This is a genomic window from Geminicoccus sp., from assembly GCF_035556675.1.
Classification (GTDB): domain Bacteria; phylum Pseudomonadota; class Alphaproteobacteria; order Geminicoccales; family Geminicoccaceae; genus Geminicoccus.
Window position 1 is genome coordinate 16,014 of record NZ_DATMFZ010000076.1, and the last position, 20,928, is coordinate 36,941.

General features: G+C 69.5%; 23 protein-coding genes. 10 read left to right on the forward strand and 13 right to left on the reverse strand.

The genetic code is table 11. The features are described 5' to 3' along the window. Nucleotides 1-29: 29 nt before the first annotated feature. Nucleotides 30-1,937, reverse strand: a complete 1,908-nt coding sequence (locus tag VNS22_RS05950; protein WP_325730577.1) for an adenylate/guanylate cyclase domain-containing protein — start codon at nt 1,935-1,937, stop codon at nt 30-32. A gap of 97 nt (nt 1,938-2,034) precedes the next feature. Here VNS22_RS05950 and VNS22_RS05955 point away from each other — a divergent pair, with 97 nt between their 5' ends. Continuing rightward, a complete protein-coding gene (locus VNS22_RS05955) occupies nt 2,035-2,502 on the forward strand; it encodes a YHS domain-containing (seleno)protein (RefSeq protein WP_325730579.1) in 468 nt (155 codons plus the stop codon). Between the two features lie 74 nt (nt 2,503-2,576). Here VNS22_RS05955 and VNS22_RS05960 read toward each other — a convergent pair whose 3' ends face one another. Continuing rightward, nucleotides 2,577-4,217, reverse strand: a complete 1,641-nt coding sequence (locus VNS22_RS05960) for a multicopper oxidase family protein (RefSeq protein WP_325730581.1) — start codon at nt 4,215-4,217, stop codon at nt 2,577-2,579. A gap of 546 nt (nt 4,218-4,763) precedes the next feature. Between VNS22_RS05960 and VNS22_RS28510 the strand changes: the two genes are divergently transcribed. From VNS22_RS28510 to VNS22_RS05975, 3 genes are all read left to right on the forward strand, one after another. After that, a complete protein-coding gene (locus VNS22_RS28510) occupies nt 4,764-5,183 on the forward strand; it encodes a hypothetical protein (protein ID WP_414653327.1) in 420 nt (139 codons plus the stop codon). Next, nucleotides 5,099-5,374: a calcium-binding protein gene (locus VNS22_RS28515; RefSeq protein WP_414653322.1), complete on the forward strand. Its 276-nt coding sequence runs from the start codon at nt 5,099-5,101 to the stop codon at nt 5,372-5,374. Before VNS22_RS28510 ends, VNS22_RS28515 begins: the two co-directional genes overlap by 85 nt. Nucleotides 5,375-5,619: 245 nt before the next feature. Beyond that, nucleotides 5,620-5,784: a hypothetical protein gene (locus tag VNS22_RS05975; protein ID WP_325730587.1), complete on the forward strand. Its 165-nt coding sequence runs from the start codon at nt 5,620-5,622 to the stop codon at nt 5,782-5,784. Nucleotides 5,785-5,900: 116 nt separating this feature from the next. Here VNS22_RS05975 and apaG read toward each other — a convergent pair whose 3' ends face one another. Then, on the reverse strand, nt 5,901-6,293 hold the full coding sequence (gene apaG, locus VNS22_RS05980) for a Co2+/Mg2+ efflux protein ApaG (protein ID WP_325730589.1): 393 nt from the start codon (nt 6,291-6,293) through the stop codon (nt 5,901-5,903). A 210-nt stretch (nt 6,294-6,503) separates the two neighbouring features. On the opposite strand from apaG, the gene VNS22_RS05985 reads away from it, so the two are divergent. Next, nucleotides 6,504-6,941, forward strand: coding sequence for a helix-turn-helix transcriptional regulator (locus VNS22_RS05985; protein WP_325730591.1), 438 nt, complete (start codon nt 6,504-6,506; stop codon nt 6,939-6,941). A gap of 36 nt (nt 6,942-6,977) precedes the next feature. Here VNS22_RS05985 and thiL read toward each other — a convergent pair whose 3' ends face one another. The 9 genes from thiL to rpiB are packed head-to-tail and all read right to left on the reverse strand — an operon-like array spanning nt 6,978 to nt 14,042. After that, nucleotides 6,978-7,940 carry a thiamine-phosphate kinase gene (thiL, locus tag VNS22_RS05990; RefSeq protein ID WP_325730593.1) on the reverse strand — a complete coding sequence of 321 codons (963 nt, stop codon included), beginning with the start codon at nt 7,938-7,940 and terminating at the stop codon, nt 6,978-6,980. Between the two features lie 20 nt (nt 7,941-7,960). Beyond that, nucleotides 7,961-8,449 carry a transcription antitermination factor NusB gene (gene nusB, locus VNS22_RS05995; RefSeq protein WP_325730595.1) on the reverse strand — a complete coding sequence of 163 codons (489 nt, stop codon included), beginning with the start codon at nt 8,447-8,449 and terminating at the stop codon, nt 7,961-7,963. Continuing rightward, nucleotides 8,446-8,910, reverse strand: a complete 465-nt coding sequence (gene ribH / locus VNS22_RS06000; protein WP_325730597.1) for a 6,7-dimethyl-8-ribityllumazine synthase — start codon at nt 8,908-8,910, stop codon at nt 8,446-8,448. The genes nusB and ribH overlap by 4 nt, the downstream gene beginning before the upstream one ends. A gap of 9 nt (nt 8,911-8,919) precedes the next feature. Then, complete coding sequence (gene ribB / locus VNS22_RS06005; protein WP_325730599.1) at nt 8,920-10,044, reverse strand: 3,4-dihydroxy-2-butanone-4-phosphate synthase; 1,125 nt, start codon at nt 10,042-10,044, stop codon at nt 8,920-8,922. Further along, a complete protein-coding gene (locus tag VNS22_RS06010; RefSeq protein WP_325730601.1) occupies nt 10,041-10,643 on the reverse strand; it encodes a riboflavin synthase in 603 nt (200 codons plus the stop codon). Before VNS22_RS06010 ends, ribB begins: the two co-directional genes overlap by 4 nt. Before the next feature lie 10 nt (nt 10,644-10,653). Next, entirely contained in the window at nt 10,654-11,733 is a 1,080-nt protein-coding gene (gene ribD, locus VNS22_RS06015) for a bifunctional diaminohydroxyphosphoribosylaminopyrimidine deaminase/5-amino-6-(5-phosphoribosylamino)uracil reductase RibD (RefSeq protein ID WP_414653323.1), read from the reverse strand. Nucleotides 11,734-11,777: 44 nt separating this feature from the next. Continuing rightward, nucleotides 11,778-12,236, reverse strand: coding sequence for a transcriptional regulator NrdR (nrdR, locus tag VNS22_RS06020; protein WP_325730604.1), 459 nt, complete (start codon nt 12,234-12,236; stop codon nt 11,778-11,780). Nucleotides 12,237-12,272: 36 nt separating this feature from the next. After that, nucleotides 12,273-13,577: a serine hydroxymethyltransferase gene (glyA, locus tag VNS22_RS06025; RefSeq protein WP_325730605.1), complete on the reverse strand. Its 1,305-nt coding sequence runs from the start codon at nt 13,575-13,577 to the stop codon at nt 12,273-12,275. 24 nt (nt 13,578-13,601) lie between these two features. Further along, entirely contained in the window at nt 13,602-14,042 is a 441-nt protein-coding gene (rpiB, locus tag VNS22_RS06030; protein ID WP_325730606.1) for a ribose 5-phosphate isomerase B, read from the reverse strand. Between the two features lie 153 nt (nt 14,043-14,195). On the opposite strand from rpiB, the gene VNS22_RS06035 reads away from it, so the two are divergent. The 5 genes from VNS22_RS06035 to VNS22_RS06055 all read left to right on the forward strand — a co-directional run bounded on the left by VNS22_RS06035 (nt 14,196) and on the right by VNS22_RS06055 (nt 19,939). Then, entirely contained in the window at nt 14,196-15,197 is a 1,002-nt protein-coding gene (locus VNS22_RS06035) for an LLM class flavin-dependent oxidoreductase (protein WP_325730608.1), read from the forward strand. Further along, nucleotides 15,194-15,877 (forward strand): sulfite oxidase-like oxidoreductase, encoded by a 684-nt coding sequence (locus tag VNS22_RS06040; protein ID WP_325730609.1) that lies wholly within the window; start codon nt 15,194-15,196, stop codon nt 15,875-15,877. The genes VNS22_RS06035 and VNS22_RS06040 overlap by 4 nt, the downstream gene beginning before the upstream one ends. Nucleotides 15,878-16,020: 143 nt before the next feature. Next, nucleotides 16,021-16,770 carry a trehalose-phosphatase gene (otsB, locus tag VNS22_RS06045; protein WP_325730611.1) on the forward strand — a complete coding sequence of 250 codons (750 nt, stop codon included), beginning with the start codon at nt 16,021-16,023 and terminating at the stop codon, nt 16,768-16,770. Next, nucleotides 16,767-18,554: a glycoside hydrolase family 15 protein gene (locus VNS22_RS06050; protein ID WP_325730613.1), complete on the forward strand. Its 1,788-nt coding sequence runs from the start codon at nt 16,767-16,769 to the stop codon at nt 18,552-18,554. The genes otsB and VNS22_RS06050 overlap by 4 nt, the downstream gene beginning before the upstream one ends. Continuing rightward, nucleotides 18,539-19,939: an alpha,alpha-trehalose-phosphate synthase (UDP-forming) gene (locus VNS22_RS06055; RefSeq protein ID WP_325730615.1), complete on the forward strand. Its 1,401-nt coding sequence runs from the start codon at nt 18,539-18,541 to the stop codon at nt 19,937-19,939. The genes VNS22_RS06050 and VNS22_RS06055 overlap by 16 nt, the downstream gene beginning before the upstream one ends. 19 nt (nt 19,940-19,958) lie before the next feature. On the opposite strand, the gene VNS22_RS06060 is transcribed toward VNS22_RS06055, so the two are convergent. Further along, on the reverse strand, nt 19,959-20,849 hold the full coding sequence (locus VNS22_RS06060) for an alpha/beta hydrolase (protein WP_325730617.1): 891 nt from the start codon (nt 20,847-20,849) through the stop codon (nt 19,959-19,961). Nucleotides 20,850-20,928 lie beyond the last annotated feature (79 nt).

Genomic DNA, 20,928 nt, shown 5'->3' on the forward strand with positions numbered 1-20,928 from the left:
TCGGCAGCGGCGCGGGCGCTGGCTACTGGTCAGGGAAGGCCAGCTCGATGGAAGCCGGCGATCAATCGCTCGCGGGCCGGCTGCGCATACAGGGCTGCAAGGTCCTCCGATGCGAAGAAGGGATTGAGCCTCAGCACCCTGGCTGTGGCGTCCTGCGCCTGTGCCGTGCGGCCCAGTTCCGTGGCAGCGGCCGCCAGCACGGCCCAGGCCAGTATCCGGTCCGGCCTGCGGCCGATGTTGCGCTCCAGGATGCCCAGCGCGTCCTGAGGGCGGCCGGCGACGTAGTAGACGACGCCCAGTTCCATCCATGCGGGGTCATGGACCGGATCGAAGGATAGGGCAGCCTCGAACTCGCGGATCGCATCGTCCAGGTTGCCGCTGGCGAGGTAGATCGAACCCCGCTGAGCCCGGACGTCCGGATCGCCCGGATTGAGCTCGATGGCCCGGTCGATCTCGGCGGTCGCGAGGTCGAAACGGCCCTCATAGTCGTACAGCCAGCTGAGCAAGGCGTGCCCGCCTGCATCCTCGTCATCGAGCTCGACCGCCTTCTCCGCGAACTCCTTGGCGCTCTGCAGCGCCCTGGTCGGCCATTCGGTCCAGCCGAACAAGGCCGCATCGAGATAGGCCCGACCGAGGCCGGCCTGGGCGGTCGCATAAGCCGGATCCAATTCGATGGCCTTGCGAAAGAACTCGCGTGCCTCAGCGTTGCCACTGCGGGTGCGCCGCCCCAGCTGCTCGTGGCCGCGCAGGACATAGTCATAGGCGGCGAGATCGCCTGGCGGCTTGGCCAGGGCGCGCTCCTGCTCGGCCTTGGTTACCCGCATGGCCAAGGTACCGACCAGACGCTGGATGATCGCGTCCTGGACAGCGAACACATCGGCCAGGTTCTCCTCGTACCGCTCCGACCAGAGCAGGAGCCCGTCGCGCGTGTCGGTGAGCTGGACGCTGATCCGGACCCGCTGGTCGGCGCGGCGGACGCTGCCTTCGACGACATAGCGGGCACCCAGTTCCCGCTCGATTCGGGCCGGATCGGCGGCCTTATCCTTGTAGCTGAAGGTCGTGCCACGGCCGACCACGCCCAGGCTGGAGAAGCGGCCCAACGCCGCGATCAGGTCCTCGGTGATCCCGTCGCTCAGATACTCCTGGCTCGGGTCGCCGCTCTGGTTGGCGAACGGCAGGACCGCGATGACGGGCCTGGCGATGATGCCTGGACCGGCAGGCGCGGCACGCTCCTCCTGTCGGTCGCCCAAGGTTCGGCCGGCAAACCAGAGGCCGGCGCCGGCCAGGGCCAGGAGCAGCAGCAATGCGGTCGTGATCCGGGCCGGCCTGGCGTGCAGGAGCGGATGCTTCGGCCGCTCCGGCGAAGGGGCGCCGGACCCGTCCAGGCGCACGCGGAACGTGGCGATCGGCTCGGGAATGTTCTTGAACCGGTGCCTGCCCAGCGGCTCGAAGGCGAAGTCGAGCTTGCCGCGGACATGGTTGTGGACTGTCTGCGAGACCAGGATGCCGCCCGGCTCGGCAAGCTGCTGCAGGCGCGCCGCGATGTTGACGCCATCGCCATAGATGTCCGCGCCGTCGACGATCACGTCGCCGAGGTTGATGCCGACGCGGAACTCGAGCCGCTGATCGGGTGGGAGCGCAGCGTTGTGCCGGCGGAGAACCTGCTGGATGTCCACCGCGCAGTGGAGCGCCTCGACCACGCTCGGGAAGTCGGCCAGGACGCTGTCGCCGGCCGAGCCCACGACCCGACCGTCATGATTCATGACCAGCCGATCGATGATCTCGCGGCTGGAGCGCAGGCGCAGATGCGTGCCCGCCTCGTCCTCGTGCATCTGGCGCGAGAAGCCGGCCGCGTCGGCGCTCAGGATCGCGGCCAGCTTGCGCCGACGGCCGTGTGCTGCACCTTCAGGTGATGCGTCCGCGGGTCCAGCCACCATTCCGTGTCCCATCGACGGCGGTAGGCCCGTAGCGTCCCGCGCGGCCAAGGGGTAGAACGTGCGATGGACATAGTGAGGGTTTGCGGGAGGTGCCGCAATGAACCTCGACCTGAGCGTCACCCGTCGGATCCGGGGCGCCGCCGTCTGCGCCATCCTCCTGGCGGCCGCCACCGCCGCTGCGGGCGAGCGGATCAACAAGGACGCCGACAACCTCGCCATCCGCGGCTACGACACGGTCGCCTACTTCACTGACGGGCGGCTGGTCAGGGGCAAGCCCGAATTCGCCTATACCTGGCAGGATGCACGGTGGCAGTTCGCCAGTGCCGAGCATCGGGACCTGTTCGCGGGCGAACCCGACCGCTACGCCCCGCAGTTCGGCGGCTTCTGCACCGGAGGCGTGGGGCTGGGCCGGCTGGTGCCCATCGATCCCGACGCCTGGGTCATCGTCGACGGGCGGCTCTACCTTCACTACGACCGGGCGGGCCGGGACGAGACCTCGGCCCATCCCGAGGCCCAGATCGCCGCTGCCACGGAGCAGTGGAAGGAACTGGGCCGCACCCCATGAAGCAGAGGTAGGACGCGCAGCGCCGGCCGCCCGGCCAGGGAAGCGGCGCCGGTGCCATGATGAGCAGCCAGGTTCTACTCGACGGTCTCGCCGCTCCGGCAGATGGGGGAGTCCAGGTCGGCGAAGGTGCCGGCCTCGGCGGTCGAGGTCGGCCAAAGCGAGGGCAGGTCGAGGCCGGCGACGTCGCGCAGCTTGTCCCAGACCTGCTCGGCCGCAGTGCGGCGGGGCATGACGCGGATGTTGGCCATCATCCCGGCGTCCTCATGCTGCACCAGATGGCAGTGATAGACGAAGTCGCCGGCGATGATCGGGTTGGTGAACGGGATGATGATCTCGGCGAAGCCGGGCTTGCCGTTCTTCGCATAGGGGATGTTGACCACGTCGCGCAGGCCGCCGCCCAGCGTCTCGTCCGGGTCGCCGGAGAAGCGCTTGATCAGGAACTCCGTCTGGTGAAGGTGGAAGACGTGGTATTCCTGGGTGAAGTTGCGCACGATCCAGCGCTCGACCTGGCCCACCCGGGTAAGCGTGTCGATCCGGTCGTCCCGGTAGGTCTTCTTGTTGATGAAGAAGGTGTTGCCGTCGGCACTCTCGGAGAAGTCGACATAGCGGGTCCGGTCGACCTTCAGCTCGGCGATCTCGGCGGCGCTGGGCCGGATCAGGCCCGGGCGGGCCGGGCCCTCGTTCAGCCGCTTCAGGAAGCGCCTGGCATGCCGGGGCTCGCCCTCGACGATGAAGGTGCCGAGCTGGACCGCCGGGTTGGGGTCGCCCGCGGGCCCGGTGTCGACCTTGCGGTGGCGGAAGGCGTAGCGCCCGGCCTTGCCCGCCTCGACCACGATCGTGGCCCGCGCACCCGGCGGCAGGAAGACGTGGTCGAGCCGTACCGGCTTGGCGAGCAGGTTGCCGTCGCGCTCGAGCAGCCAGACCTTGTGGCCATCGAGCTGCATGTCGAAGAAGGCGTCCGCACCCAGATTGCCCAGCTGCCAGACCTGGAATTCGCCAGGGCGCGCGCGGATCGGCGGGTCGGCCAGGCCGTTCAGCGACTTGGCGCGGGCGTCGCCGTCCTTGAAGCCGGGGAAGGTGAAGTCCTTGAGGACCATGACCCGCCGGCGCAGCTTGGCCAATTCCGGGTACTGGGTCTCGAACGTGCCGTCCACGATCAGCATGCCGGAGATGCCGGAGCCGATCTGGTCGTCGACATAGTGATGGACGTGGGCGTGGTACCAGTGCAGGCCCAGCGGATGGTCGGGCGGCACGGCCACATCGTAGCGCAGGTCGCGGCCCGGGTTGATCCGCAGGAACACGTTGTCGCCGTTCGGGCGCCTGGGCGAGACGTCCATGCCGTGGAAGTGGATGTTGGTCGGCTGCGGCCGGGTGATGTTCACCTGCGACGGCCCGATCTCGTTGACCGCCTTGACCTGGATCGTGTCGCCCGGGCGGATGCGCAGGGTCGGCGCCAGGTAGCCGCCGTTGACCACGTTGGCGCGGACCTTGCGGCCGCGCACGGTGATCTCGGCTGGCCTGATCCTGAGGGTGGCGCGCAGCACCCCGTCCTTGCTGCGCAGTTCCGGCGGGTTGGGCAGGTCGTCGATCGCCTGGGTGGCCTGGACCCGGGCCGGCGCGGGCCCGGCCGACCGGGCCGGCAGTGCGCCGGACAGGAGCATGGCTGCCAGCGCGGCAGCACCGCCCAGGCCGCTGGCCAGTCGCGATCGAATCATCGACGTTCTCCGTCATCATGAGGCCTGCAGGCCGAAGTATCCGCGACCCTGCAAGGCGCGCCCACCTTCCCAGGCTCGAAGGTGCGGTGCGATCAAGAGCGCGTCAATCACGATCAGGACTGGCTCCGGTGCCGGGCGACGTTGTCGCAGACCACCGGCCGCATCCGGTCGTCGGAATGTTCGAATACTTCATGCTTTGGGACAGCTCGTTCTACTGGACAGTGACTGATACGCCCGGTGGCCGCATACCTGGCTAAGCGGAACAACGGTTGACGCTTCCTGATTGAGTAGGTGGCACGCTGCAGTAGTATCGGTACTTTCCATGACTATTTTTCTCGAATGAACGATCAGTATCCGGAAAACGTCTTGCGGGAGAACGGCTGTAATGCCTCTACGTCATCCTGGTCGTGGTGCTGGGCAGCCCGAGCCTGCGCCACATCCTGTTGTCGGTTAGCACCAGAGCACATAATCGAACGGGGAGAGGATGCCTGTCTTCTTCGGTACACTTGAAATGACCGCCTGACCGGCACTGGTGCCAAGGACACGATCTACGGCAGGGTCGGTGACGACGTGGTGCTCGCCGGCCTGGGCAACGACCGGGTGTTCGGCGCCAACGGCGACGACGTGGTCGAGGGCGGGCAGGGGAACGACGAACTGCATGACGGGCAGGGTACCGATCATCTGGTCGGCGGCGACGGCGACGACCGGATCTACGGCCTGATCGAGGAGCTGTACTATATCGCCCATCCCTCCGGGCGGCCGCCACTCGGCCAGGACACGGGCATGGCCGCGGCCCTGGCGCAGGATTACGGCGATGGCAGCGACCTCATCGAGGGCGGCAACGGCGACACTGGCTGTTCAGTGGGAATGGTGCGGATACCGTGCAGGGCGGCAACGAGGCAGATTCGCTGTACGGCGGGACCAGTGACGACGTCCTGCACGGCAATCTCGGCAACGATACCCTGACCGGCGGGATCGGCCACGACCGGATCTTCGGCGGCTCCGGCGCCGATCTGCTCCAGGGCGATCTCGGCACCGGGTTCGGCTATGAGGGCAGTCCCGGCGACGATCTGCTCGACGGCGGAGCGGGCCTGCCTGGCTGGCCAGCGCAGGCGACGATCTGCTGGAGGCGACGGCCTGTTCCATGGCGGCAATGACCTGCTGATCGGCGGCGAGGGTCGCGACATCTTCCAGATGCGGGTGGCCTTATCGACGACTTCTCGCCGTTCCTGGTCGACGACCAGGGGGGCGGCGTCGACCTCGCCGCCGACTTCACCCAAGACGAGGACCGGCTGCGCCTGTTCCAGGTGAACCTGGATGACCGGGGCCCTACCTGGGGCTGGGCGAACTCGACGCGGACGGGAACGGCCGGGTCGATGGCAACGACGCGGCAGCCGACCTCGTGCAGCTGACCCTGGATGGAACGACCGAGAGCTCGCTGTCGATCGATCTCGGCAAGGTGGACGCGATCACGGTCGATTCCGAGTTCATCTTCCGGCCGTTCGTCGCGACGCTCCAGCTGTTCGGCGTGACCAGCCTGGGGACGGAGGATTTCGACCAGGGGTGAACCGGAGACCCGACGGGGTGGCAGGCGCGCGGTCCAGCGTCCGGCCCGTTCCGGTGGGTACCTGCCGAGCAAGCGTGCACAGGTCGAAGGAAGGTCGGTCCGTGTCTGGCGGCCTGTCAGTGCAGTGTCGCGGTGGTGCCCGGCGCGTCCAGGGAGAAGGCCGGGATGCGGACGTCGAACTCCTCGCCCTGGTCGTTCACCATCTGATAGCTGCCGAGCATCATCCCGGTCGGCGTGGTGAGCGGGGTGCCCGAGGTGTATTCGAACGTGTCACCCGGCTCCAGGCGCGGCTGCTCGCCGACCACACCTTCACCGCGCACCTCGACCATCCGGCCGCGCGCATCGGTGATCCGCCAGTGCCGGCCGAGCAGCTGCACGCGCTCGGCACCCTGGTTGGCGATCCTCACCCGATAGCCGAACACCCAGCGCTGTTCCTCGGGGCGGGACTGGTCTTCGACGAAGAATGGCTCGACCGAGACGGCGATCGACCGGGTCGTGGCACTGTACATGAGGGCGGCCCACCCATTCTGCAATGAGGCGACAACCGGAGCTTGAGCGGCAGGTTCCCGCCTGTCCAGGCTGTCTTGTGGTGTGGCGGTCCGGCCTGTGCCCGGCCGGACGCACCTGCCGGAAGATCCAGACAGGTGCGTGCATAAGAATGGTTGAATTAAACTTATGGTGGAATTAGATTGGTATCGTTCAGACATGGACGGTACGACATGGGCATTGATGAAGTCCGGCGTGACAGTGGCCGGGCCGACGACGCGATGAAGGCGGCTTTCGCCCAGCGTCTGCTGATGGTGATGCGCGAGCGGGGCTGGACCCAGTCGGAGCTGGCCAGGCGTGCCCGGATCGGCCGCGACAATGTCAGCGGCTATATCCGCGGCAAGAACCTGCCTGGGCCCGCGATCCTCAACCGGCTGGCCGCGGCCCTGTCGGTCGGGCCCGAGGAGCTGATCCCGATGCCGGAGCAGGACATCCCGAACGGCCGCAGGGCGCACGGCTTCACGTTGCGCCACCTCGCCGATGACGGCAACCGGGTCTGGCTGCAGGTCGAGCAGGCGCTGCCCTGGGACCAAGCCGAGGCGATCCTGCGCATCCTGGGCCATTCCCTGCAGCGCCCGCCGGTCCTGCCGAACGAGCCGCGCGTCGCCTGAAGCTGACGGGCCGCCGTCGGAAACGGCCAGGCTTCGTCAGAAATGGGTCCAGCTTCGGCCGGACAGGGTGAGCAGGGCGCCGGCCGAATCCAGCACCTCGGTCCCGCCGCCGCTGCGGATCTCGCCGATCACCGCGACCGGCACGGGCAGCTCCGCGAGCCTGTCCCGGTGCCGGGGCGGCAAGGTGAACAGGAGCTCGTAGTCGTCGCCCCCGGTCAGTGCCGCTTCCAAGGCGCCGGGCAGCGTGGCGGCGGCCGGTGAGAGCGGCAGGTCGCCCGCGCGGACCAGGGCGCCCAGCTCGCCTCCGGACCCCGAGGTCGCCAGGATATGGCCGAGATCGCCCAGGAGGCCGTCCGACACATCCAGGCAAGCGCTGGCTAGGCCACGCAACGCCTGGCCCAGCGCCAGGCGCGGCTCGGGCACCCGGTAGCGGCCGGCGAGATAGGCGGCCGAGTCGGCAGGGGCGGCGATCCGGCCTTCCAGGACGGCCAAGCCCAGGGCACTGTCGCCCAGCGTGCCGGACACGCAGACGAGGTCGCCCGGCTTGGCACCGGCCCGGGTGAGCGCAGCGCCGGCCGGTACCCGGCCCAGAACGGTCAGCGAGAAGAACAGCGGGCCCCGCGTCGACACGGTGTCGCCACCCAACAGATGGATGCCGAACCGGGCCTGGTCCTCTGCCAGGCCAGCGACGAAGGCTTCCAGCCAGCCCTCGGGGAGGTCCCGGCGCAGGCCGAACGCGGTGAGATAGCCCACGGGCTCCGCACCCATGGCGGCGAGGTCGGACAGGTTCTGGCGCAGGAGCTTCTGCGCCACCGTGCCCGGCGGGTCCTCCTTGCGGAAATGCACGGCCTCGACGATCGCGTCCTTGGCGAGCACCAGCTGAGTGCCGGGCTGCTGCGCCAGCAGTGCGGCGTCGTCGGTGAGCCCGAGCGCCCCAGGACAGCCGGCCGCCAGCGGCTTGAGCAGCCGGTCGATCATCTGGAACTCGCCGAGAGCCATCCGGCAGCCTCCTTCCGGGCTCAGACGGTCGGGCCGGCCGGACGCAGCACCCGGGAGAGTCGGTCCAGGATCGCGTTGACGAAGCCGGGCTCGCCGCCCTCGAAGAAGCCGAACGCCAGCTCGACATATTCGTCGACCACCACGTTGGTCGGCACGTCGGTGCGGTGCGCCAGCTCGAACCCGGCGCAGTGCAGCAGCGCACGCATCGGCGCCGACAGCCGCTCGATCGTCCAGCCGCTGCTGAGCAGGGGGGCGATCTGCCGGTCCAGCGCATCGGCATGCTCGGCAGCGCCCAGCACCACGAGCTTGAACCACTCGCGGTCGACCTCGGGTGCCGGCTCGTCGGGCAGGAACGGCTCGAACAGGGTGGAGAGCCGGTGGTCGTCGAACTCGGCGGCCACCGCCGAGGGCTTCGCGCCCATCAGCTCGATCTGGTAGAGGGCCTGAATCGCGGCGAAGCGGGCGGCGCGACGCTTGGTGATCGGCTTGTTGGTCTTCTTGCGGGTCATCCTCGGAATCTGTCTCGCAACGCGATCAGGTGCAAGGCGGCGAGCGCAGCACCTCCGCCCTTGTCCATCTGGGCCGGATCGGCCCGCACGATCGCCTGCTGCTCGTTCTCCACGGTAAGGATGCCGTTGCCGATCAGGCGCTGCTCGCGCACGGCGAGGTCGGTGATCCCGCGCGAGCTCTCATAGGCCACCGTGTCATAATGGGTAGTCTCGCCGCGGATCACCACGCCGATGGCCACGAACCCGTCATAGCTCTTGGGTGCCAGTGCGATCGCCGCCGGGATCTCGAGAGCACCCGGGACCACCACATGCTCGACCCGGTTGACCCGGGCGCGTTCCAGCATCCGCCGCACACCGGCCAGGAGCATGTCGTTGATGTGGGCGTGGTAGCGCGCCTCCACGATCAGGATGCGCGCGCGCGTCAGCACGGGGATGGAGAGTTGGTCGCCGCTGCCGGCCATGAAGGTTCCTCAATCGATTGCGCGGGTTTCGACGACCCGCAGCCCCCATCCGTCGAGCGCGATGATCGAACGGCCGGTGTTGGAAAGCAGGATCATGTCCTGGACACCCAGGTCCACCAGGATCTGGGCGCCGACGCCATAGACGCGCAGGTCGCCCGGCGGCGCGGCCTTCTGGCCGAGGCTGACCAGGACCCGCTCGGAGATCGCGTTGGGGGTGGGCTCGCGCAGGAGTACGACCACGCCGCGCCCAGCCCGGCCGATCTGCTCCATCGCCCGGTGGAGCTGGTCGCCGCGCCCGCTCTCGCCGGCACCCAGCAGGTCCTCCAGGATGTGGACGGAGTGCATGCGCACCAGGACCGGCTCGCCCGTGCGCACGTCGCCCTTGACCAGGGCCACGTGCTCGACCTTGTCCATCGCCGACTTGTAGACCTGCAGGCGCCACTGGCCGCCATAGCGGCTCTCGAAGCTGGTCACCACGTCGCGCTCGACCAGCCGGTCGTGACGCAGGCGGTGGCTCACCAGGTCGGCGATCTTGCCGATCTTGAGGCCGTGGAGCTGGGCGAAGGCGACGAGGTCCGGCAGGCGGGCCATGGTCCCGTCGTCGTTCATGATCTCGCAGATCACGCCTGCCGGGTAGAGGCCGGCCAGCCGGCAGATGTCGACCGCGGCCTCGGTATGGCCGGTGCGGACCAGCACGCCGCCTTCGCGCGCCATCAGCGGGAAGATGTGGCCAGGGGCGACCAGGTCGCGCCGGTCGGCGGCCGGATCGATGCAGACCGCGATGGTGCGCGCCCGGTCGGCCGCGGAGATCCCGGTGGTCACCCCGGTGCGCGCCTCGACGCTCACCGTGAACGCGGTGCTGATCCGGGCCTCGTTGCCCTGCGCCATCAGCGGCAGGCCCAGCTCCTCGCAGCGCTGGCGCTGCAGCGCCAGGCAGATCAGGCCGCGGCCGTGCTTGGCCATGAAGTTGACCGCGACCGCGTCGCAGAACTGGGCCGGGATGACCAGGTCGCCCTCGTTCTCCCGGTCCTCGTCGTCGACCAGGATGAACATCCGGCCGTTGCGGGCATCTTCCAGCACCTCGTCGATCGAGGCGAGATAGTCCGAATAGCTGGACAGGTCGTCGGGGCTCATCGCTTCTGCCCGAGCTGGCGGGCGACGTAGCGTGCCAGCATGTCGGCCTCCAGGTTGACCAGGTCGCCTGGCCGACGATCGGACAGGGTGGTGTGGGTCCAGCTGTGCGGGATGATCGCGACCGCGAAGCTCTGGTCGTCCACCTCGGTGACGGTCAGCGAGATCCCGTCCACGGTGATCGAGCCCTTGACCGCGAGCAGCGGGGCCAGCTCGGGCGGCAGGGTGAAGCGCAGCCGGTAGCCCTCGCCCTCGGGCTCGATCGATTCCACTGTACCAAGCCCGTCGACATGGCCGAACACGAGATGGCCGCCCAGCTCGTCCCCTAGGCGCAGCGAGCGCTCGAGGTTGATCCGGGTTCCCGCCTGCCAGCCACCGATCGTGGTGAGCCGCAGGGTCTCGGGCGAGGCATGGACCTTCCAGCCGTCGGCGGTGCGCTCGGTGACGGTCAGGCAGACGCCGGAATGGGCGATCGAGGCGCCCAGCGGGATAGCGGCCGGATCGAAGCCGCTCTGGACGGTCAGCTCGACCCCGCCGCCCGCGGATCCGCTTGGCCGGGCGGCGACGATCTTGCCGATGTCGGTGACGATGCCGGTGAACATCGACAGGTCCTCAAAGATTGCCCGGTGAATCCAGCTCCACCAGGCGGTCGCCGTCCAGGGTACGCTCCGCCATGATCCGCCAGCGGCGGGCATCGGCCAGCCGGCGCACGCCGAACGGAGCCAAGCCCGCCACGCCGTCGCCGCCGATCAGGAGCGGGGCGCGTAGGAAGTGCAGCCGATCCACCAGATGTTCCCGCATCAGGCTGGCCGCAAGCACGGCACCTCCTTCGACGAGCAGGCGGGTGATACCGCGCTCGGCGAGCCGCGCCAAGACGGGGACGAGTGCCACTCCGCCGGTGGAGGCGGCCGGCACCTGCTCGATGCGCACACCCTGGTCGATCAGGGTCCGCGCCTTGGCCCGGTCGTGGTCTGGTGCGGTGAACAGCCAGGTGGGCGTCTGCCAGGCGGTCCGCACCAGGGTGGCATCCTCGGCGATGCGCAGCCTGGCATCCAGCACCACCCGCACCGGCGAGCGGGCGGCAAGGCCCGGCAGCCGGCAGGTCAGCGCCGGGTCGTCGGCGAGACCCGTGCCGCTGCCGACCATGATCGCGTCGTGGGTGGCGCGCAGGTGATGGCCATAGGCGCGGGCCTCTGGCCCGGTGATCCACTGGCTCTCGCCGGTGGCGGTAGCGATCCTGCCATCCAGCGAGGTCGCGAGCTTGAGGGCCACGAGCGGCCGGCCACGCCGGACCCGGGCGAAGAAGCCGGCATGGTCGCGCTCGGCCTCGGCCGCCAGCACGCCCTCGGTGACCTCGATCCCGGCCTGGCGCAGCCGGCGCACGCCGCGCCCCGACACGCGCGGGTCCGGATCGCCGCAGGCCACCACCACCCGGGCCACGCCGGCGGCGATCAGCGCATCGGCGCAGGGCGGGGTGCGGCCGACATGGGCGCAGGGCTCCAAGCTGACATAGGCGGTGGCACCACGGGCGGCTTCGCCGGCCTGGCGCAGCGCCTCGGTCTCGGCATGGGGGCGCCCGCCGCTGCCGGTCACCGCTCGGGCCAGCACCATGCGGTCGCGGACGATCACGCAGCCCACCGAAGGATTGGGCCAGGTGGCGCCCAGGCCCAATGCGGCGAGGTCGATCGCCATGCGCATCCATCGCTGATCGCGTTCCGGATCGGCCGACAAGGCACTCAGTCCGGGCGGCGGGTCAGCTGGCCGATGAAGGTCTGGAAGTCCTCCGGGCCGGCGAAGTCGCGATAAACCGAGGCGAAGCGCACGTAGGCGACCGGGTCCAGGTCGGCCAAGCTCTCCATCGCCAGCTCGCCCAGCCGGGTCGAGGGAATCTCGCTCTCGCCGGATGCCTCGAGCTGGCGGATGATCCCGGCCACGATCCGGTCGATCTGCTCCTCGTCGATGCCGCGCTTGCGGGTCGCGATCCGGATCGAGCGGGCGAGCTTCTCCCGCTCGAAGGTGACCCGCCGCCCATCCTTCTTCACCACGGTCAGCTCGCGGATCTGCACCCGCTCGATCGTGGAGAACCGGCCGCCGCAGCCGGGGCAGGAGCGGCGCCGGCGGATCGCGGCGCCGTCCTCGATCGGCCGGCTGTCCTTTACCGAGGTGTCCTCGTAGCCGCAGAACGGGCAGCGCATGGTCGGATCATCGCCTCTCGGTCAAGCGTGGCGGCGTCAGCGCCGGTAGATCGGGAACCGCCGGCACAGTTCCTCGACCTTGTGCCGGGTCGCCTGCTCGACCTGGGCGTCGCCCTCGGGGTTGCGGGCCAGGCCGTCCAGCACGTCGGAGATCAGGTGGCCGATCGTCTGGAACTCGGCGGTGCCGAAGCCGCGCGTGGTGCCGGCCGGCGTGCCCAGGCGGATGCCGGAGGTGACCGCGGGCTTTTCCGGGTCGAACGGGATGCCGTTCTTGTTGCAGGTGATCCCGGCCCGCTCCAGGGCCTTGTCGGCGACGTTGCCCTTGACCCCCTTGGGCCGCATGTCGACCAGCATCAGATGCGTGTCGGTGCCGCCCGAGACCAGGGCGCAGCCGCGCTCGGTCATCACCCCGGCCAGCGCCCTGGCATTGTCGACCACTTGGCGGGCATAGGCCTTGAACTCGGGCGTGAGCGCCTCGCCGAATGCCACGGCCTTGGCGGCCACGACATGCATCAGCGGGCCGCCCTGCGAGCCCGGGAACACCGCGCTGTTGAACTTCTTCGCCAGCGCCTCGTCATTGGTCAGGATCAGGCCGCCGCGCGGGCCGCGCAGGGTCTTGTGCGTGGTCGAGGTGACGACATGGGCGTGCGGGACCGGCGAGGGATGCACGCCGCCCGCCACCAGCCCGGCGAAATGGGCCATGTCCACCATCAGGATCGCGCCGACGCTGTCGGCGATCTGGCGGAAGCGGGCGAAGTCGAGAACCCGGGGATAGGCGGAGCCGCCGGCGATGATCAGCTTCGGCCGGGCTTCCAGGGCCTGGCGCTGCAGCTCGTCATAGTCGATCAGGTGGTCGTCCTCGCGGACCCCGTAGCGGACCACGTTGAACCACTTGCCGGACACGGCGGCAGGCGCCCCGTGGGTCAGATGCCCACCGGCGGCGAGCGACAGGCCCATGATCGTGTCGCCCGGCTGGAGCAGGGCCAGAAGGACCGCGAAATTGGCCTGCGCCCCGCTGTGCGGCTGGACGTTGGCGAAGCCGCAGCCGAACAGCTCCTTCACCCGGTCGATCGCGAGCTGCTCGACCACGTCGGCGAACTCGCAGCCGCCATAATAGCGCTTGCCCGGGTAGCCTTCGGCATACTTGTTGGTGAACACCGAGCCCTGGGCGTCCAGCACCGCCTGGCTGACGATGTTCTCGGACGCGATCAGCTCGATCTGGTCCTGCTGGCGGTGCAACTCGTCCTGGATGGCGCCGAACACGGCGGGGTCGGCACTGGCCAGCCCGCTCGTGAAGAAGCCGGCGGAACGGGTCCGGGGAAGATCGGTGGATGCGGCCATGGGTTCTCTTCCGGATCGGGCGGGCTAGAGGTCGGTCAGTTTGGCGATGCGGCCAGCGTGGCGGCCGCCCTCGAACGGGGTCGCGAGCCAGGCTTCCAGGCAGTCCAACGCCACCTGGGGGCCGATCACCCGCGCACCCAGCGCCAGCACGTTGGCGTCGTTGTGCAGCCGGGTCAGCCTGGCGGTGGTCACGTCGTGGGCCAGGGCGCAGCGGATGTGACGAAAGCGGTTGGCGGCGATCGAGATGCCGATCCCGGTGCCACAGATCAGCACGCCGCGCGCTGCCCGACCTTCGCCGATCGCGGTGCAGACCGCCTGGGCGATGTCCGGATAGTCGACCGGGGCCGGCCCGTGCGTGCCCAGATCGAGCGTCGGATGGCCCTGCTTCTCCGCCGCTGCCACGAGCAGCGCCTTCAGCTCGAAGCCGCCATGATCCGCGCCGAACGCGATCGTCGCCTTGCCCACGCGTAGGTTTCCCTGCCTTGCTGCGGCCGCGCAGATAGCATGACCCGCCCGCCTGCGCACCATCGGCCGACCGCTCCCTAAACGGTGCCAGCGGTTGGCAGGGCACGGCTCCGTGTACATATCAGGGCGAACGTTTCCCGGAGTGCCCGACCGGTGCCAGCCTTCTCCGTGCTCGACCTCGCCCACATCGTGGAAGGGTCGACCGCCGCCGACGCGTTCCGCAACTCGCTCGACCTCGCCCGCCATGTCGAGCAGCTGGGCTATCGCCGCTTCTGGCTGGCCGAGCATCACAACATGATCGGGATCGCCAGTGCGGCGACCTCGGTGGTGATCGGCCATGTCGCGGCGGGTACCAGCACGATCCGAGTGGGGTCCGGCGGCGTGATGCTGCCGAACCATTCGCCGCTCGTGATCGCCGAGCAGTTCGGCACGCTCGCCACCCTGTTCCCCGGCCGGATCGACCTGGGCCTGGGCCGGGCCCCCGGCTCGGACATGCGCACCTTCCAGGCGATGCGCCGCTCGCCGGACAGTGCCGACCGCTTCCCGCAGGACGTGGTCGAGCTGCAGGCCCTGCTCGGGCCCGAGCGGCCCGGCCAGACGCTGCGGGCGGTACCGGGCGTCGGCACCGAGGTGCCCTTGTGGATCCTGGGCTCCAGCCTGTTCGGCGCCCAGCTCGCCGCGGCGCTCGGCCTGCCGTTCGCCTTCGCCTCGCATTTCGCCCCGGATGCGCTGATGCAGGCGCTGGAGATCTACCGGGCGCGCTTCGAGCCGTCCGCGCAGCTGGCCGAGCCTTATGCCATGGTCGCGGCCAACGTGGTGGTGGCCGAGACCGACGAGCGGGCCCGCTATCTGTTCACCTCGATCCAGCAGCAGTTCGCCCATCTGCAGCGCGGCGACCCCGGTCGGCTGCGCCCGCCGGTCGAGGACATCGACGCCTACTGGACGCCGCACGAGAAGATGCGGGCCCAGCACATGCTGGCCTGCTCGTTCGTGGGTGAGCCCGGCACGGTAAGGAATGGCCTGGCCGCCTTCCTGGAGCGCACGCGAGCCGACGAGGTGATGGTGGCAGCACCTCTCTATGATCACTCGGCGCGCAAGGCCTCCTTCACCCTGCTCGCCGACATTGCCGCCAAGCTGAACGGGACCGGCTCATGACCGACCAGAGCAACGACCTGCCCGCCACGCCCAAGGTCCGGGGGCGGCTCGCCGAGATCAAGCAGGGCTGGGCCGAGAGCGGCCGGTTCCTGACCGGCGAGCACCGCCCGGCTGGCGAGCGCCTGCCACCCGGCCAGCATGTCGTCACCAACTGGCCGATCCTGGACCTGGGCACCCGGCCGAATGTGGCGCCTGAGCGCTGGCAGCTGCGGGTGTTCGGCCTGGTCGAGGAGGCCTTCACCTGGGACTGGCAGACGATGCTGGCCCAGCCGCAGACCCGCACCGTCTCGGACATCCACTGCGTCACCACTTGGTCGCGCTACGACAATCAATGGGACGGTGTCGCCACGAGCGTGATCCTGGCCCAGGCAAAGCCCAAGCCCGAGGCGCGCTTCGTCGTGCTGCACAGCTATGACGACTATACGACCAACCTGCCGCTCGCCGACTTCGCCTCGCCGGACGCGCTCCTGGCGCATAGCTGGGAGGGCGAGCCCCTGCCGGTCGAGCATGGCGGGCCGATCCGGCTGGTCGTGCCGCACCTCTACTTCTGGAAGAGTGCCAAGTGGCTGCGCCGGATCGAGTTCGTGGCCGAGGACCGGCGTGGCTTCTGGGAGGAGCGCGGCTACCATGACCGCGGCGACCCCTGGGCCGAGCAGCGCTACCACGACGAAGAGGGCTGAGCGGGAGGGCTGAACCGGCTGGGCCGGAACTGCCAGGCACGGCAGGGGTTGTCCTCACGCGCCGGTCGGGTTTCCCTAGGGCCAAAGGCATGGCAGCGGCCGGGCCTTTCCGGAAACGACCAAAGCACGTGCGGACGACGAACTTGATCCAACCAGCGGCGAAGCTGCCGACTCTTCCGCTCAACCAGATGGCGCTGTTCCTCGACGTGGACGGCACCCTGCTCGACATTGCGCCCACGCCCGATGCGGTGGTGGTGAACGACGAGCTCAAGGCGGTGCTGGCCGAGCTGTTCATCCGGGCCGGAGGTGCGGTGGCGCTGGTGAGCGGACGGACGGTGGCCGACCTGGACCGGCTGTTCCAGCCGCTGCGCCTGCCCATGGCGGGCCAGCACGGCGCGGAATGGCGGATCGCGGCCGATGGCAGCACCGGCCGGATCAGCACTGTGCCCGACCGGCTGCGTGACCTGGCGGTGGCCCTGGCCGGGCAGCATCCCGGCATGCTGGTCGAGGACAAGGGTGGTGCGGTGGCGCTGCATGTCCGGGCCCGGCCGGAGCTGGAGGGCGAGATCGCGCAGGCGGTCGAGCGGATCGTGGCCGACTTCCCGGACTATGAGGTGCTGCACGGCAAGGCGGTGTTCGAGTTCCGCCGGAAGGGCGTTCACAAGGGGGCCGCGGTGGCGACCCTGGCCGAGCAGCCGCCGTTCTCCGGCCGTACGCAGGTCTTCATCGGCGACGACACGACCGACCTGGACGCGATCGACACGGTGCAGCGCAGCGGCGGGTATGGCCTGCTGGTAGGTCCGGCAGGACCCCTGCGCCGCCCGCACGACGTCCGGACCTGGCTGGCCGGCCTCCTGCGAAGCGGCGGGCCAAGTGAGGGAGAGAGCCCGTGAGCGGGCTCGACCTGGGCGTGATCGGCAACGGCACGATCGCGTCCCTGATCGACGAGCAGGGCCGCCATGTCTGGACCTGCTGGCCCAGGCTGGACGGTGATCCGATCTTCCACGCGCTGTTGGGCGGCGAAGGCGGCTTCTGGTCGGTCGAGCCAACCCGCCCCGCGACCGCGCGTCGGCGCTATGTCGGCAACACCGCGATCCTGGAGACCGAGCTCGAGGACGAGACCGGGGCGGTGATCCGGATCACCGACCTGGCACCGCGCTGCCGCCGCTTCGGCCGGATGTTCCGCCCGGCCACGCTCCTGCGCCGGATCGAGCCGGTGCAGGGCCGCTTCCCCTGCACGGTGCGCCTGCGGGCGAACAGCCGCTATGGCGCCGAGCCGATGCGCCCGGTGGCGCTCAGCAACAGCCTGCGCCTGATCTCTGGTGACGAGGCGATCCGGCTGACCACCGACATGTCGGTGGCCTGCATCGCCGAGGAACTGCCGATCGTGGTCCATGCCCCGATCCACATGATCCTGAGCGCCGACACCTCGGTGCTGGAATCACCGGCCCAGGTGTTCCGCGAGCTCTACGAGGAGACCCTGTTCTACTGGCAGGAATGGTCGCGCTACCTGTCGGTGCCGTTCGAGTACCAGGACGTGGTGCTGCGCGCGGCGATCACGCTGAAGCTGTGCGCCTTCGAGGAAACCGGTGGCGTGGTCGCGGCGCTGACCACCTCCATTCCCGAGGCGCCCGATTCCGGGCGCAACTGGGACTACCGGTTCTGCTGGCTGCGCGACACCTACTTCACGGTCCACGCGCTCAACCGGTTGGGCGCCACCCGGACCATGGAGGACTATCTGCGCTACATCACCACGGTGGTGACCCTGTCCGAGGACGGCACGCTCCTACCGCTCTACCCGATCCTGCCGGGCAGCACGCCCGACGAGACCGAGGCGCCGGCACTGTCGGGCTATCGGGGCATGGGCCCGGTCCGAGTCGGCAACGCCGCCTGGTTCCAGCGCCAGCACGACGTCTATGGCAGCGTGGTGATGGCGGCCGCCCAGATGTTCTACGACCACCGCCTGCCGGTGCGGGGCGACCTGGAGCTGTTCCAGCTCCTGGAGCGGCTGGGCGAGCAGGCGGCGCGCCTGGCGCTGGAGCCGGATGCCGGCATCTGGGAGTATCGCGGCCGCGAGCGGGTCCACACCCATTCCGCCCTGATGTGCTGGGTGGCCTGTTCCCGGCTCGCCAAGATCGCGGGCGTGCTGGGGCTGCCGGAGGAGCGGGGCGACTACTGGCGCGCCCATGCCGCCCGGATCCGCCGGGCGATCCTGGAGGAGGCGTGGGACGCGGAGCGGCAGACCTTCGTCGAGAGCTTCGGCGGCAAGGATCTGGATGCTGCACTGCTGCTCATGCACGAGGTGGGCTTCCTGGCCGCCGACGACCCGCGCTTCGTCGGCACGGTGGAGGCGATCGAGCGGGATCTGCGCCGGGGCAACCATCTGTTCCGCTACAAGGCCCCGGACGATTTCGGCGAACCGGAGAACGCCTTCACCGTTTGTACGTTCTGGTTTCTCGATGCGCTGGCGGCGATCGGCCGGAAGGACGAGGCGCGCGCCATCTATGAGGAGCTGATCTCCTGCCGTAATTCGTTGGGGCTCTTGTCCGAGGACGTGAACCCGCTGACCAAGGAACTCTGGGGGAACATCCCGCAGAGCTACTCGATGGTGGGGTTGATCATTTCCGGCATGCGCCTGTCAAAGACCTGGGAGGAAGCGTTTTGGCGCGACTCGTGATCGTCTCCAACCGCGTCAGCGTGCCGACGGGCCGGCGCGTCGAAGCCGGTGGACTGACGGTGGTCCTGCGCGACGGGCTGCGTAAGGCCGACGGGCTGTGGTTCGGCTGGAGCGGCGAGTTCGCCGAGAAGCCCGGTCCTGCCAAGGTGACCAGCCGCGGCCGCATGAGCTACGCGCTGCTCGACCTGAACCAGTCGGACTACAAGGGCTTCTATTACGGCTTCGCCAACGGCTCGCTCTGGCCGCTGTTCCACTACCGACTGGGTCTGGTCGACTGGAAGGCCGAGAGCTACCGGACCTATCGCAAGGTCAACGCGCAGTTCGCCGCCGAACTCTTCCGCCTGCTCAAGCCGGACGACCATGTCTGGGTGCACGACTACCAGTTGATCCCGCTGGGCGAGGAACTGCGCAAGCTGGGCTTCAAGGGTGCCATCGGCTTCTATCTCCACGTGCCGTTCCCCTCGGGCGACATTGTCGAGGTGCTGCCGGCCCATGCCGAGCTCGGCCAGGCCCTGCTGGCCTATGATCTGATCGGGCTGCAGACCGACCGCTCGCACCACGACCTGCTCGACTTCCTGGAGCGCTGGTGCGGCGCCGAGCGCGACGGTGACACGCTGATCCACCAGGGTCACCGGATCGCGACCGGGGTCTACCGGGCGGCGATCGACACGGTAGGCTTCGCCAAGGAGGCGGCCGCCTCGTATCAGACCCCGGAGGTGCGCAATCTCGAGGAGTCCTTGGGCGGCCGGACCCTGATGCTGGGCGTGGAACGTCTGGACTATACCAAAGGTCTGCCGTTGCGCTTTGCCGCGTATGAGCATCTCCTGGCTCATTACGAGGAATGGCTGCACAACGTGGTCATGCTGCAGATCGCCCCGGTCAGTCGGGGCGAGCTGGCCCAGTACCGTGCCCTGCGCTCCGACCTGGAGCGCGCCACCGGGCGCATCGCCGGCCGGTTCGCCTCGCCCGACTGGAATCCGATCCGCTATGTGAACCAGCCGGTGCCACGCAAGGTGCTGGCCGGCTTCCTGCGGGTCGCCCAGGTGGGCCTGGTGACGCCGCTGCGCGACGGCATGAATCTGGTGGCCAAGGAATATGTCGCGGCCCAGGACCCGGACGATCCGGGCGTGCTGGTGCTGTCGCGCTTTGCCGGCGCGGTGGAGGAACTGGGCGAGGGCGCCCTGCTGGTGAACCCGCTGGACATCGAGCACACGGCGCTGGCGATGCGCAACGCGCTGGCCATGTCCAAGGACGAGCGGATCGACCGCTGGCGGCGCTGCCTGGAGCCGCTCCAGGCCTGGACCGCGCGCACCTGGTACGACGCCTTCGTCCACAAGCTGGACGAGGTCGCCAAGGCCAAGGGCGAGCTGCCCACCGCCGCCTGAGCGGCTCCCGGCCGGCTGCTCAGGGGGCCGGGCGCGGCCAGTTGTCCAGCAGCCGGGCGGGAGCGAGCGCGAAGCGCAGCCCGTGGGCCAGAGCGACTGGAACCACCGAGGCATGGTCCTCATGGGCCAGCTCCTCGTAGCGCACCCGGAAGGAGGGGCCGGCCAGGGCATCCAGCCGCCGGGCGAAGGCCCGGGCCCGGTCGACCATGCCGCGCTCGGCACGGCGGCTGGCCATGGCGGGGGCGTCTGCCTCCGCCGCCTGCCAGGGGGCCAGACCCTGTTCCCAGCCGCCTACCGCGACCATGACCCGCAGCTCGCAGGGCGGTACCGCCACGAACGCCGCCAGCGCCGCGAAGCCCTGCTCCAGCCGCTCCGGGTCCGCCCAGATCGAGGGGCTGGCCGCGATCCAGCGCGTGAACAGGCCGGGCCTGGCCTGGAGCACGTGCAGCACGAAACAGCCGGCCAGCGAATGGCCGAACAGGGTGCGCTGGCTCTGGTCGATCGAAAAGTGCCGGGCAATGGCCGGCAGCACGTCCCCTTCCAGGCAGGCCAAGAACGGGGCGGCACTGGCTGGCAGGAAGTCGCGCCGGCGCGGATCGGCGCCGTCCGGCTCCGGCAGCGGCCGGATCCCGGCGATGACCGCCGGACTGACTCCGGTGGCGCTCGGCCGGTGGCAGGACCGGCGCAAGGCCTCCACGGCCGTGCCGAACAGGTGATCCGCGTCCAGGACCAGGAACAGCGGGTAGCCGCAGGGCGGCGGCGGGCCGGGCGGTGCCGCCAGCAGCACTTCGTAGCGGCGCCCTCCGGCAGAGGCCGTCACCGTCTGCCGGGACGTGCGGGCCAGCCGAAACTCACCGGATGGGACGGCGCTGCCGGTGGCGTTGGCGGAGGTGGCTGCGGGCTCGGTCAAGATGGTTTCCCGTTGCGGCAAGTCGCGGCCAGGGCATGATCCGCATTCAAGATCTATAATAAATCTAAACTAGTCTTTT

Bases quoted from the DNA above. Each gene is read 5' to 3' on its own strand.
- VNS22_RS05950 (WP_325730577.1), bottom strand. From the start codon at position 1,937: ATGGTGGCTGGACCCGCGGACGCATCACCTGAAGGTGCAGCACACGGC.
- VNS22_RS05955 (WP_325730579.1), top strand. From the start codon at position 2,035: ATGAACCTCGACCTGAGCGTCACCCGTCGGATCCGGGGCGCCGCCGTC.
- VNS22_RS05960 (WP_325730581.1), bottom strand. From the start codon at position 4,217: ATGATTCGATCGCGACTGGCCAGCGGCCTGGGCGGTGCTGCCGCGCTG.
- apaG (WP_325730589.1), bottom strand. From the start codon at position 6,293: ATGTACAGTGCCACGACCCGGTCGATCGCCGTCTCGGTCGAGCCATTC.
- VNS22_RS05985 (WP_325730591.1), top strand. From the start codon at position 6,504: ATGGGCATTGATGAAGTCCGGCGTGACAGTGGCCGGGCCGACGACGCG.
- thiL (WP_325730593.1), bottom strand. From the start codon at position 7,940: ATGGCTCTCGGCGAGTTCCAGATGATCGACCGGCTGCTCAAGCCGCTG.
- nusB (WP_325730595.1), bottom strand. From the start codon at position 8,449: ATGACCCGCAAGAAGACCAACAAGCCGATCACCAAGCGTCGCGCCGCC.
- ribH (WP_325730597.1), bottom strand. From the start codon at position 8,910: ATGGCCGGCAGCGGCGACCAACTCTCCATCCCCGTGCTGACGCGCGCG.
- ribB (WP_325730599.1), bottom strand. From the start codon at position 10,044: ATGAGCCCCGACGACCTGTCCAGCTATTCGGACTATCTCGCCTCGATC.
- VNS22_RS06010 (WP_325730601.1), bottom strand. From the start codon at position 10,643: ATGTTCACCGGCATCGTCACCGACATCGGCAAGATCGTCGCCGCCCGG.
- ribD (WP_414653323.1), bottom strand. From the start codon at position 11,733: ATGGCGATCGACCTCGCCGCATTGGGCCTGGGCGCCACCTGGCCCAAT.
- nrdR (WP_325730604.1), bottom strand. From the start codon at position 12,236: ATGCGCTGCCCGTTCTGCGGCTACGAGGACACCTCGGTAAAGGACAGC.
- glyA (WP_325730605.1), bottom strand. From the start codon at position 13,577: ATGGCCGCATCCACCGATCTTCCCCGGACCCGTTCCGCCGGCTTCTTC.
- VNS22_RS06040 (WP_325730609.1), top strand. From the start codon at position 15,194: ATGACCGACCAGAGCAACGACCTGCCCGCCACGCCCAAGGTCCGGGGG.